General features: G+C 57.2%; 1 protein-coding gene and 5 rRNA genes. All 6 read left to right on the forward strand.

The window, feature by feature from the left end:
* The first annotated feature begins 299 nt into the window (after positions 1–299).
* The 6 genes from BWQ92_RS11530 to BWQ92_RS11555 all read left to right on the forward strand — a co-directional run bounded on the left by BWQ92_RS11530 (position 300) and on the right by BWQ92_RS11555 (position 13801).
* Positions 300–1825 (forward strand): 16S ribosomal RNA (locus tag BWQ92_RS11530).
* 494 nt (positions 1826–2319) lie between these two features.
* Positions 2320–5447, forward strand: a 23S ribosomal RNA gene (locus tag BWQ92_RS11535).
* Between the two features lie 170 nt (positions 5448–5617).
* Positions 5618–5734: ribosomal RNA gene (rrf, locus tag BWQ92_RS11540) — 5S ribosomal RNA — on the forward strand.
* The 16S, 23S and 5S rRNA genes sit together here, the layout of an rRNA operon.
* 245 nt (positions 5735–5979) lie before the next feature.
* Complete coding sequence (locus BWQ92_RS11545; RefSeq protein ID WP_076799660.1) at positions 5980–7623, forward strand: IS1634 family transposase; 1644 nt, start codon at positions 5980–5982, stop codon at positions 7621–7623.
* 1030 nt (positions 7624–8653) lie between these two features.
* A 16S ribosomal RNA gene (locus BWQ92_RS11550) occupies positions 8654–10179 on the forward strand.
* A gap of 494 nt (positions 10180–10673) precedes the next feature.
* Positions 10674–13801: ribosomal RNA gene (locus BWQ92_RS11555) — 23S ribosomal RNA — on the forward strand.
* The last annotated feature ends 118 nt before the right edge of the window (positions 13802–13919 follow it).

Genomic DNA, 13919 nt, shown 5'->3' on the forward strand with positions numbered 1-13919 from the left:
GGGCTGGTTTTCCTGCTGATGAGAATCCTGAGACACGGATTTGCGTCGGGGAGTGAAACCGGGTAAGTTTGAAAAGTTGCTCCGGAGCGATCCTGAACGTTGGTTTGGGTGGTGCCGGGTGTGTCTGTTGTTTGAGAACTCAATAGTGTGCCAAGTTTATTGATACCGATTTTTTATTGATTGGTTGAATTGCCGGGCCGCCCACCCCCGTGGTGTGGTCTGGTGTTTTGGCTGGTTTCAAATTTTGTGCAGCCGGGTGTGGTGTTATTTCCATTGTGCCTGGTTGTGTCTGTTTTACTTCAACGGAGAGTTTGATCCTGGCTCAGGATGAACGCTGGCGGCGTGCTTAACACATGCAAGTCGAACGATGATCCGGTGCTTGCACCGGGGATTAGTGGCGAACGGGTGAGTAACACGTGAGTAACCTGCCCTTGACTCTGGGATAAGCCTGGGAAACTGGGTCTAATACCGGATATGACTCCTCATCGCATGGTGGGGGGTGGAAAGCTTTTGCGGTTTTGGATGGACTCGCGGCCTATCAGCTTGTTGGTGAGGTAATGGCTTACCAAGGCGACGACGGGTAGCCGGCCTGAGAGGGTGACCGGCCACACTGGGACTGAGACACGGCCCAGACTCCTACGGGAGGCAGCAGTGGGGAATATTGCACAATGGGCGCAAGCCTGATGCAGCGACGCCGCGTGAGGGATGACGGCCTTCGGGTTGTAAACCTCTTTCAGTAGGGAAGAAGCGAAAGTGACGGTACCTGCAGAAGAAGCGCCGGCTAACTACGTGCCAGCAGCCGCGGTAATACGTAGGGCGCAAGCGTTATCCGGAATTATTGGGCGTAAAGAGCTCGTAGGCGGTTTGTCGCGTCTGCCGTGAAAGTCCGGGGCTCAACTCCGGATCTGCGGTGGGTACGGGCAGACTAGAGTGATGTAGGGGAGACTGGAATTCCTGGTGTAGCGGTGAAATGCGCAGATATCAGGAGGAACACCGATGGCGAAGGCAGGTCTCTGGGCATTAACTGACGCTGAGGAGCGAAAGCATGGGGAGCGAACAGGATTAGATACCCTGGTAGTCCATGCCGTAAACGTTGGGCACTAGGTGTGGGGGACATTCCACGTTTTCCGCGCCGTAGCTAACGCATTAAGTGCCCCGCCTGGGGAGTACGGCCGCAAGGCTAAAACTCAAAGGAATTGACGGGGGCCCGCACAAGCGGCGGAGCATGCGGATTAATTCGATGCAACGCGAAGAACCTTACCAAGGCTTGACATGGACCGGATCGCCGCAGAAATGTGGTTTCTCCTTTTGGGGCCGGTTCACAGGTGGTGCATGGTTGTCGTCAGCTCGTGTCGTGAGATGTTGGGTTAAGTCCCGCAACGAGCGCAACCCTCGTTCCATGTTGCCAGCACGTGATGGTGGGGACTCATGGGAGACTGCCGGGGTCAACTCGGAGGAAGGTGGGGACGACGTCAAATCATCATGCCCCTTATGTCTTGGGCTTCACGCATGCTACAATGGCCGGTACAAAGGGTTGCGATACTGTGAGGTGGAGCTAATCCCAAAAAGCCGGTCTCAGTTCGGATTGGGGTCTGCAACTCGACCCCATGAAGTCGGAGTCGCTAGTAATCGCAGATCAGCAACGCTGCGGTGAATACGTTCCCGGGCCTTGTACACACCGCCCGTCAAGTCACGAAAGTTGGTAACACCCGAAGCCGGTGGCCTAACCCCTTGTGGGAGGGAGCCGTCGAAGGTGGGACTGGCGATTGGGACTAAGTCGTAACAAGGTAGCCGTACCGGAAGGTGCGGCTGGATCACCTCCTTTCTAAGGAGCACCTACAGCATGGTGGCCGGGTGTATGCCTGGTGGCTGGTGCTGTCAGGAGTAAAGGCCCGCAGCACAGACGGATGTTCTGTGGCGGGTGCTCATGGGTGGAATATCAATAAATAGCTGCCGGACGGTTCGTTGTCCCTGGTTTAGTACGGTCGGTGCCTTTGCGGGTGCTGTCCTGGAACGGCGGGGCGGGGGTTGTTTGGTTTGGTGTTTGGCACACTGTTGGGTCCTGAGGCAACAGGGCCGGGAGGGGTTGTTCTTTCCCGGGTTGTTTGTTTCTGGTTTCCTGGCTGCACCGATCGCATGCACTGAAAGTGTGTGTGGGATGTGTGGTACGGGGTTGTTGTTTGAGAACTACATAGTGGACGCGAGCATCTTGTATAAGAAGCAATTTCCAAGATATTAGAACCTGGATCTGGCCGGATGCCCTTGTGGGTGTGTGGTTGGTTTCTGTGGTTCTCTCGAGAAAATGTTTTTGATCTTTGTGGTCAAGTTTTTAAGAGCACACGGTGGATGCCTTGGCATTAGGAGCCGAAGAAGGACGTAGGAATCTGCGATAAGCCTGGGGGAGTCGATAACCGGACTGTGATCCCAGGGTGTCCGAATGGGGAAACCCCGCCAGGCGCGTGAGTGACCTGGTGACCCGCATCTGAACACATAGGGTGCGTGGAGGGAACGCGGGGAAGTGAAACATCTCAGTACCCGCAGGAAGAGAAAACAACAGTGATTCCGTTAGTAGTGGCGAGCGAACGCGGATCAGGCTAAACCGTTTCCATGTGTGATAGCCGGCGGGCGTTGCATGGGCGGGGTTGTGGGACTTGTTGTCCTGGTTCTGCCGGACCGGGGAGGTGAGGGTGCTGGTATAGGTGAACGGTCTTGAAAGGCCGGCCGTAGAGGGTGTTAGCCCCGTAACCGTAATGCTGTGCACCGCCTTTGATGAGTATCCCAAGTAGCACGGGGCCCGAGAAATCCCGTGTGAATCTGTCAGGACCACCTGATAAGCCTAAATACTCCCTAATGACCGATAGCGGACCAGTACCGTGAGGGAAAGGTGAAAAGTACCCCGGGAGGGGAGTGAAACAGTACCTGAAACCGTGTGCTTACAATCCGTCGGAGCAGCCTTGTAGTTGTGACGGCGTGCCTTTTGAAGAATGAGCCTGCGAGTTAGTGTTACGTCGCGAGGTTAACCCGTGTGGGGAAGCCGTAGCGAAAGCGAGTCTGAACAGGGCGTTGCAGTGGCGTGATCTAGACCCGAAGCGAAGTGATCTACCCATGGCCAGGTTGAAGCGACGGTAAGACGTCGTGGAGGACCGAACCCACTTCAGTTGAAAATGGAGGGGATGAGCTGTGGGTAGGGGTGAAAGGCCAATCAAACTTCGTGATAGCTGGTTCTCCCCGAAATGCATTTAGGTGCAGCGTTGCGTGTTTCTTTCCGGAGGTAGAGCTACTGGATGGCTAATGGGCCCTACAAGGTTACTGACGTCAGCCAAACTCCGAATGCCGGTAAGTGAGAGCGCAGCAGTGAGACTGTGGGGGATAAGCTTCATAGTCGAGAGGGAAACAGCCCAGACCACCAACTAAGGCCCCTAAGCGTGTGCTAAGTGGGAAAGGATGTGGAGTTGCTCAGACAACCAGGAGGTTGGCTTAGAAGCAGCCATCCTTAAAAGAGTGCGTAATAGCTCACTGGTCAAGTGATTCCGCGCCGACAATGTAGCGGGGCTCAAGTACACCGCCGAAGTTGTGGCATTCACACATGTTCTAAGCCTTTGTGGTTCAGGAGTGTGGATGGGTAGGGGAGCGTCGTGTGGGCGGTGAAGTCGCGGTGTAAACCAGCGGTGGAGCCTACACGAGTGAGAATGCAGGCATGAGTAGCGAAAGACGGGTGAGAAACCCGTCCGCCGGATGATCAAGGGTTCCAGGGTCAAGCTAATCTGCCCTGGGTAAGTCGGGACCTAAGGCGAGGCCGACAGGCGTAGTCGATGGACAACGGGTTGATATTCCCGTACCGGCGAAAAACCGCCCATGTTGAACAGGGGATACTAACCGCCCGAGACCTGCCTGACCGTCCTTTGGACGGAAGGGTTTTGGTGGAGCGCGGGACCTGATCCTGGGAGGCAAGCGTATTAACAGGTGTGACGCAGGAAGGTAGCCGAGCCGGGCGATGGTTGTCCCGGTCCAAGGATGTAGGGCGAACGGTAGGCAAATCCGCTGTTCATGTGCCTGAGATCTGACGGGACTCCCGTAAAGGGGGGATTCGGTGATCCTATGCTGCCTAGAAAAGCATCGGCGCGAGGTTTTAGCCGCCCGTACCCCAAACCGACACAGGTGATCAGGTAGAGAATACTAAGGCGATCGAGAGAATTATGGTTAAGGAACTCGGCAAAATGCCCCCGTAACTTCGGGAGAAGGGGGGCCCCAACCTTGAACGGCACACGCTGCCGGGAGGGGATCGGGGCCGCAGAGACCAGGGGGAAGCGACTGTTTACTAAAAACACAGGTCCGTGCGAAGTCGCAAGACGATGTATACGGACTGACTCCTGCCCGGTGCTGGAAGGTTAAGAGGACCGGTTAGCCCTTCAGGGCGAAGCTGAGAATTTAAGCCCCAGTAAACGGCGGTGGTAACTATAACCATCCTAAGGTAGCGAAATTCCTTGTCGGGTAAGTTCCGACCTGCACGAATGGAGTAACGACTTCCCCGCTGTCTCAACCATAAACTCGGCGAAATTGCAGTACGAGTAAAGATGCTCGTTACGCGCAGCAGGACGGAAAGACCCCGAGACCTTTACTATAGTTTGGTATTGGTGTTCGGAGTGGCTTGTGTAGGATAGGTGGGAGACGTTGAAGCCCGGACGCCAGTTCGGGTGGAGTCATCGTTGAAATACCACTCTGGTCACTTTGGACATCTAACTTCGGCCCGTAATCCGGGTCAGGGACAGTGCCTGATGGGTAGTTTAACTGGGGCGGTTGCCTCCTAAAAAGTAACGGAGGCGCCCAAAGGTTCCCTCAGCCTGGTTGGCAATCAGGTGTCGAGTGTAAGTGCACAAGGGAGCTTGACTGTGAGAGAGACATCTCGAGCAGGGACGAAAGTCGGGACTAGTGATCCGGCGGTACATTGTGGAATGGCCGTCGCTCAACGGATAAAAGGTACCTCGGGGATAACAGGCTGATCTTGCCCAAGAGTCCATATCGACGGCATGGTTTGGCACCTCGATGTCGGCTCGTCGCATCCTGGGGCTGGAGTAGGTCCCAAGGGTTGGGCTGTTCGCCCATTAAAGCGGTACGCGAGCTGGGTTTAGAACGTCGTGAGACAGTTCGGTCCCTATCCGCTGCGCGCGCAGGAAATTTGAGAAGGGCTGTCCTTAGTACGAGAGGACCGGGACGGACGAACCTCTGGTGTGTCAGTTGTACTGCCAAGTGCACCGCTGATTAGCTACGTTCGGATGGGATAACCGCTGAAAGCATCTAAGCGGGAAGCTCGCTTCAAGATGAGATTTCCATACACTTTTTGTGTGAGAGGCCCCCAGCCAGACCACTGGGTTGATAGGCCGGATGTGGAAGCGAGGACTAACGACTCGTGAAGCTGACCGGTACTAATAGGCCAACAACTTGACCCCTCACAAGAAACACAACTGCTTGCGTCCACTATGTGGTTCCCAACCAACAAACCCCCGGCGGGTTTGCCTGGCAGGAACCAAAGATAACTGAATACAACACCACAAGTTGGTAACCACAGTCTTCCCACCCCCGCCGGCACACGCCAAAAAGGGGGTTCGGGTAACAGGGTTACGGCGGTCATAGCGTGGGGGAAACGCCCGGTCCCATTCCGAACCCGGAAGCTAAGACCCACAGCGCCGATGGTACTGCACCCGGGAGGGTGTGGGAGAGTAGGTCACCGCCGGACAACCATTAGGTCGAGAGCCCCAACCAAGCAATTGGTCGGGGCTCTCCCGCATTTAAAACACCACTCTCCCCGGCCCTCAGGCCCCGACATCTGCGTCGGGGCCTGAGCCGTTTAGGGCCGCCGCCCGTCGGCCTGAGTTGGCTCACGGGTCGTGGTTTCGCGGTCGCGCAACGCTCTGACCTGCGGTGATGTCGGCGGAATGGTGCTTTTTCACGCACTAAGGGGTTTTGTTTTAGTGTCACGGTGTGGCGTTCATCAGGAGGGTGCGGACGGCCTCGGGAGCGACGGCCGTGCAGATCGCCGAGTACGTCCGTGGCCGGCAGCGGATTGTGGAGCACGTCGGCTCGGCGCATACGGAGGCCGAACTCGGCATGCTGCTGCAGCGCGCCCGGGAACTGCTGGCCAACCCTGCCCAGGGCGTCCTCGATCTCGGTATCGAGCCAACGCCTCCGGTGAAAGGCCTCGTTACCCCGGTCGGCGATCCGGGTCTGTTCACCGTTCCTGACGCGGCGGTATCAGCCGATCGTGACGGTCCCGGACGTGTGGTCGGCACCGACTCCAGGATCCTGTCCGACGCGCTGGCCGGCGTGTTCACAGCGTTGGGGTTTGATGGGCTGGATGATGAGGTGTTCCGCGACCTGGTGATCGCCCGGGTCGTCGAACCGACATCGCTGCTGGACGCCGGCAGAGTTCTGCGGGACCTGGGCCAACCCGCGGCCAGCTACGCAACGATGAAGCGCACCCTCGGCCGCGCGGCTGCGGGCAAGTACCGGGACCGGATCGCGACCTGGTGCTTCCAGCACGCCAGCACCAGCGGCGACATCTCCCTGGTGCTCTACGACGTCACCACCCTCTACTTCGAGGCCGAAAAGGAAGACGAGCTGCGGAAGGTCGGGTACTCCAAGGAACGCTGCGTCGATCCCCAGATCGTCGTCGACCTGCTCGTGGACCGCGGCGGGTTCCCGCTGGAGATCGGCTGCTTCGAAGGCAACAAGGCCGAAACCTCGACCATGATCCCGATCATCAAGCAGTTCCAGGCCCGCCACCACCTGGCCGACATGGTCGTCGTGGCCGATGCCGGCATGCTCTCCGCGGGCAACCTGCGCGAACTCGACGAGGCGAACCTGCGGTTCATCGTCGGCTCCCGGATGACCAAGGCCCCCACCGACCTGGCCTCGCACTTCCGCTGGCACGGCGACGCGTTCACCGACGGGCAACTGATCGACACCATCACACCCAGAACCGGCCACACGAAGGAGAACAACCCCGACCTCCGTGCCGAACCCGTCTGGGACCCCGCCACGAATCCCGGCTCTTGGCGGGCGGTGTGGGCCTACTCCCGCAAGAGAGCGGTCCGCGACGCGACCACCCTCACGGCCCAGGAGAACCGGGCCCGCGAGGTCATCGAGGGACAGAAAGCGGCCCGGACCCCGCGCTTCGTCAAGACCGCCGGCGGCAAACGATGCCTCGACGAGGCATCACTGACACGAGCCCGGCAACTCGCCGGCCTGAAAGGCTACGTCACGAACATCCCCGCTAACGTCATGACGGCTACGGAAGTCATCGGTTCTTACCACGACCTCTGGCACGTCGAGCAGTCCTTCCGGATGAGCAAAACAGACCTCCGGGCCAGACCCATGTTCCACCGCACCCGCGACGCAATCGAGGCACACCTGACGATCGTGTTCACCGCGCTGGCCGTCTCCCGAACCATCCAGAACAGAACCGGACTGGCGGTTGCCAACGTCATTAAGCAACTCCGGCCGCTGCGCTCGGCGACCATCGCCATCAACGGCACCACTCAGAGGTTCGCCCCCGACATCAACACGGAACAGCAAGCCATCCTCGACGCGATCCAGGAGCCAAAATTTCACGCACTAAGGAAATGAGCCAAGTCAGGTCGGGGCCTGAGCCGTTTAGGGCCGCCGCCCGTCGGGATGTTCCGGCTCCCGGGAGGCAACTGCCAGCCGGTGCGTCAACTACTGACCGCGGTGCGAATGAGCGGTGGTGGCTCCACAACCGGCCGTGCCGGCAGCTCCGCCGGCACCGTTCTGCAGATCCTTCATCCCTATATCCCCCCGCCGTTATCCCCACCGCGCTCCAGGCCGGGTGGCGGTGGCCGTGGCTGTTCAGGCCGCTGACGCCGGCTGTTTGGTTCCCAGGTTTCAGTCCCGGATGTTTTGGTGAGGAACTTCATCCACAGCAGCTTCCGGACGTATCGGGACTGTGGTTTGTGGAGGCCGTGTTGTGGGCGGACATGCTGCGGGCTGTCGGCATCGGGCCAGCAGCCAGGACGTCCGGTTGGCCGGGAGGCCTCCGGGTGAACGGGGTCAACAGCCGCCGGCCCGGGCCAGCATGCCCTACTGTGACGCGGTCCATAAAACTGATTCGGGCCGTGATGACCCGGTTGACCGCCGTGGACGGCCCAAGAACCCCGGTAATTCAAGGGTTTTGCTGTGCGTCCTGCGCGTTTTTGGTTGGGTTGCGGTGGGGGTGGGGTGGGTGTATTGTTTTCTGAGTCGCCGCGAGGGAGACAGCGAAGAGCTGGTAACCGTGGGCGGCCAAATCCCCGAAATCAAGACCGGAATCCAGTGACTCTTTGGGTTGCTTGGGTGTGGTGGGGCTGGTTTTCCTGCTGATGAGAATCCTGAGACACGGATTTGCGTCGGGGAGTGAAACCGGGTAAGTTTGAAAAGTTGCTCCGGAGCGATCCTGAACGTTGGTTTGGGTGGTGCCGGGTGTGTCTGTTGTTTGAGAACTCAATAGTGTGCCAAGTTTATTGATACCGATTTTTTATTGATTGGTTGAATTGCCGGGCCGCCCACCCCCGTGGTGTGGTCTGGTGTTTTGGCTGGTTTCAAATTTTGTGCAGCCGGGTGTGGTGTTATTTCCATTGTGCCTGGTTGTGTCTGTTTTACTTCAACGGAGAGTTTGATCCTGGCTCAGGATGAACGCTGGCGGCGTGCTTAACACATGCAAGTCGAACGATGATCCGGTGCTTGCACCGGGGATTAGTGGCGAACGGGTGAGTAACACGTGAGTAACCTGCCCTTGACTCTGGGATAAGCCTGGGAAACTGGGTCTAATACCGGATATGACTCCTCATCGCATGGTGGGGGGTGGAAAGCTTTTGCGGTTTTGGATGGACTCGCGGCCTATCAGCTTGTTGGTGAGGTAATGGCTTACCAAGGCGACGACGGGTAGCCGGCCTGAGAGGGTGACCGGCCACACTGGGACTGAGACACGGCCCAGACTCCTACGGGAGGCAGCAGTGGGGAATATTGCACAATGGGCGCAAGCCTGATGCAGCGACGCCGCGTGAGGGATGACGGCCTTCGGGTTGTAAACCTCTTTCAGTAGGGAAGAAGCGAAAGTGACGGTACCTGCAGAAGAAGCGCCGGCTAACTACGTGCCAGCAGCCGCGGTAATACGTAGGGCGCAAGCGTTATCCGGAATTATTGGGCGTAAAGAGCTCGTAGGCGGTTTGTCGCGTCTGCCGTGAAAGTCCGGGGCTCAACTCCGGATCTGCGGTGGGTACGGGCAGACTAGAGTGATGTAGGGGAGACTGGAATTCCTGGTGTAGCGGTGAAATGCGCAGATATCAGGAGGAACACCGATGGCGAAGGCAGGTCTCTGGGCATTAACTGACGCTGAGGAGCGAAAGCATGGGGAGCGAACAGGATTAGATACCCTGGTAGTCCATGCCGTAAACGTTGGGCACTAGGTGTGGGGGACATTCCACGTTTTCCGCGCCGTAGCTAACGCATTAAGTGCCCCGCCTGGGGAGTACGGCCGCAAGGCTAAAACTCAAAGGAATTGACGGGGGCCCGCACAAGCGGCGGAGCATGCGGATTAATTCGATGCAACGCGAAGAACCTTACCAAGGCTTGACATGGACCGGATCGCCGCAGAAATGTGGTTTCTCCTTTTGGGGCCGGTTCACAGGTGGTGCATGGTTGTCGTCAGCTCGTGTCGTGAGATGTTGGGTTAAGTCCCGCAACGAGCGCAACCCTCGTTCCATGTTGCCAGCACGTGATGGTGGGGACTCATGGGAGACTGCCGGGGTCAACTCGGAGGAAGGTGGGGACGACGTCAAATCATCATGCCCCTTATGTCTTGGGCTTCACGCATGCTACAATGGCCGGTACAAAGGGTTGCGATACTGTGAGGTGGAGCTAATCCCAAAAAGCCGGTCTCAGTTCGGATTGGGGTCTGCAACTCGACCCCATGAAGTCGGAGTCGCTAGTAATCGCAGATCAGCAACGCTGCGGTGAATACGTTCCCGGGCCTTGTACACACCGCCCGTCAAGTCACGAAAGTTGGTAACACCCGAAGCCGGTGGCCTAACCCCTTGTGGGAGGGAGCCGTCGAAGGTGGGACTGGCGATTGGGACTAAGTCGTAACAAGGTAGCCGTACCGGAAGGTGCGGCTGGATCACCTCCTTTCTAAGGAGCACCTACAGCATGGTGGCCGGGTGTATGCCTGGTGGCTGGTGCTGTCAGGAGTAAAGGCCCGCAGCACAGACGGATGTTCTGTGGCGGGTGCTCATGGGTGGAATATCAATAAATAGCTGCCGGACGGTTCGTTGTCCCTGGTTTAGTACGGTCGGTGCCTTTGCGGGTGCTGTCCTGGAACGGCGGGGCGGGGGTTGTTTGGTTTGGTGTTTGGCACACTGTTGGGTCCTGAGGCAACAGGGCCGGGAGGGGTTGTTCTTTCCCGGGTTGTTTGTTTCTGGTTTCCTGGCTGCACCGATCGCATGCACTGAAAGTGTGTGTGGGATGTGTGGTACGGGGTTGTTGTTTGAGAACTACATAGTGGACGCGAGCATCTTGTATAAGAAGCAATTTCCAAGATATTAGAACCTGGATCTGGCCGGATGCCCTTGTGGGTGTGTGGTTGGTTTCTGTGGTTCTCTCGAGAAAATGTTTTTGATCTTTGTGGTCAAGTTTTTAAGAGCACACGGTGGATGCCTTGGCATTAGGAGCCGAAGAAGGACGTAGGAATCTGCGATAAGCCTGGGGGAGTCGATAACCGGACTGTGATCCCAGGGTGTCCGAATGGGGAAACCCCGCCAGGCGCGTGAGTGACCTGGTGACCCGCATCTGAACACATAGGGTGCGTGGAGGGAACGCGGGGAAGTGAAACATCTCAGTACCCGCAGGAAGAGAAAACAACAGTGATTCCGTTAGTAGTGGCGAGCGAACGCGGATCAGGCTAAACCGTTTCCATGTGTGATAGCCGGCGGGCGTTGCATGGGCGGGGTTGTGGGACTTGTTGTCCTGGTTCTGCCGGACCGGGGAGGTGAGGGTGCTGGTATAGGTGAACGGTCTTGAAAGGCCGGCCGTAGAGGGTGTTAGCCCCGTAACCGTAATGCTGTGCACCGCCTTTGATGAGTATCCCAAGTAGCACGGGGCCCGAGAAATCCCGTGTGAATCTGTCAGGACCACCTGATAAGCCTAAATACTCCCTAATGACCGATAGCGGACCAGTACCGTGAGGGAAAGGTGAAAAGTACCCCGGGAGGGGAGTGAAACAGTACCTGAAACCGTGTGCTTACAATCCGTCGGAGCAGCCTTGTAGTTGTGACGGCGTGCCTTTTGAAGAATGAGCCTGCGAGTTAGTGTTACGTCGCGAGGTTAACCCGTGTGGGGAAGCCGTAGCGAAAGCGAGTCTGAACAGGGCGTTGCAGTGGCGTGATCTAGACCCGAAGCGAAGTGATCTACCCATGGCCAGGTTGAAGCGACGGTAAGACGTCGTGGAGGACCGAACCCACTTCAGTTGAAAATGGAGGGGATGAGCTGTGGGTAGGGGTGAAAGGCCAATCAAACTTCGTGATAGCTGGTTCTCCCCGAAATGCATTTAGGTGCAGCGTTGCGTGTTTCTTTCCGGAGGTAGAGCTACTGGATGGCTAATGGGCCCTACAAGGTTACTGACGTCAGCCAAACTCCGAATGCCGGTAAGTGAGAGCGCAGCAGTGAGACTGTGGGGGATAAGCTTCATAGTCGAGAGGGAAACAGCCCAGACCACCAACTAAGGCCCCTAAGCGTGTGCTAAGTGGGAAAGGATGTGGAGTTGCTCAGACAACCAGGAGGTTGGCTTAGAAGCAGCCATCCTTAAAAGAGTGCGTAATAGCTCACTGGTCAAGTGATTCCGCGCCGACAATGTAGCGGGGCTCAAGTACACCGCCGAAGTTGTGGCATTCACACATGTTCTAAGCCTTTGTGGTTCAGGAGTGTGGATGGGTAGGGGAGCGTCGTGTGGGCGGTGAAGTCGCGGTGTAAACCAGCGGTGGAGCCTACACGAGTGAGAATGCAGGCATGAGTAGCGAAAGACGGGTGAGAAACCCGTCCGCCGGATGATCAAGGGTTCCAGGGTCAAGCTAATCTGCCCTGGGTAAGTCGGGACCTAAGGCGAGGCCGACAGGCGTAGTCGATGGACAACGGGTTGATATTCCCGTACCGGCGAAAAACCGCCCATGTTGAACAGGGGATACTAACCGCCCGAGACCTGCCTGACCGTCCTTTGGACGGAAGGGTTTTGGTGGAGCGCGGGACCTGATCCTGGGAGGCAAGCGTATTAACAGGTGTGACGCAGGAAGGTAGCCGAGCCGGGCGATGGTTGTCCCGGTCCAAGGATGTAGGGCGAACGGTAGGCAAATCCGCTGTTCATGTGCCTGAGATCTGACGGGACTCCCGTAAAGGGGGGATTCGGTGATCCTATGCTGCCTAGAAAAGCATCGGCGCGAGGTTTTAGCCGCCCGTACCCCAAACCGACACAGGTGATCAGGTAGAGAATACTAAGGCGATCGAGAGAATTATGGTTAAGGAACTCGGCAAAATGCCCCCGTAACTTCGGGAGAAGGGGGGCCCCAACCTTGAACGGCACACGCTGCCGGGAGGGGATCGGGGCCGCAGAGACCAGGGGGAAGCGACTGTTTACTAAAAACACAGGTCCGTGCGAAGTCGCAAGACGATGTATACGGACTGACTCCTGCCCGGTGCTGGAAGGTTAAGAGGACCGGTTAGCCCTTCAGGGCGAAGCTGAGAATTTAAGCCCCAGTAAACGGCGGTGGTAACTATAACCATCCTAAGGTAGCGAAATTCCTTGTCGGGTAAGTTCCGACCTGCACGAATGGAGTAACGACTTCCCCGCTGTCTCAACCATAAACTCGGCGAAATTGCAGTACGAGTAAAGATGCTCGTTACGCGCAGCAGGACGGAAAGACCCCGAGACCTTTACTATAGTTTGGTATTGGTGTTCGGAGTGGCTTGTGTAGGATAGGTGGGAGACGTTGAAGCCCGGACGCCAGTTCGGGTGGAGTCATCGTTGAAATACCACTCTGGTCACTTTGGACATCTAACTTCGGCCCGTAATCCGGGTCAGGGACAGTGCCTGATGGGTAGTTTAACTGGGGCGGTTGCCTCCTAAAAAGTAACGGAGGCGCCCAAAGGTTCCCTCAGCCTGGTTGGCAATCAGGTGTCGAGTGTAAGTGCACAAGGGAGCTTGACTGTGAGAGAGACATCTCGAGCAGGGACGAAAGTCGGGACTAGTGATCCGGCGGTACATTGTGGAATGGCCGTCGCTCAACGGATAAAAGGTACCTCGGGGATAACAGGCTGATCTTGCCCAAGAGTCCATATCGACGGCATGGTTTGGCACCTCGATGTCGGCTCGTCGCATCCTGGGGCTGGAGTAGGTCCCAAGGGTTGGGCTGTTCGCCCATTAAAGCGGTACGCGAGCTGGGTTTAGAACGTCGTGAGACAGTTCGGTCCCTATCCGCTGCGCGCGCAGGAAATTTGAGAAGGGCTGTCCTTAGTACGAGAGGACCGGGACGGACGAACCTCTGGTGTGTCAGTTGTACTGCCAAGTGCACCGCTGATTAGCTACGTTCGGATGGGATAACCGCTGAAAGCATCTAAGCGGGAAGCTCGCTTCAAGATGAGATTTCCATACACTTTTTGTGTGAGAGGCCCCCAGCCAGACCACTGGGTTGATAGGCCGGATGTGGAAGCGAGGACTAACGACTCGTGAAGCTGACCGGTACTAATAGGCCAACAACTTGACCCCTCACAAGAAACACAACTGCTTGCGTCCACTATGTGGTTCCCAACCAACAAACCCCCCGGGTTTGCCTGGCAGGAACCAAAGATAACTGAATACAACACCACAAGTTGGTAACCACAGT

This window comes from Arthrobacter sp. QXT-31 (assembly GCF_001969265.1).
In the GTDB taxonomy this organism is placed as follows: domain Bacteria; phylum Actinomycetota; class Actinomycetes; order Actinomycetales; family Micrococcaceae; genus Arthrobacter.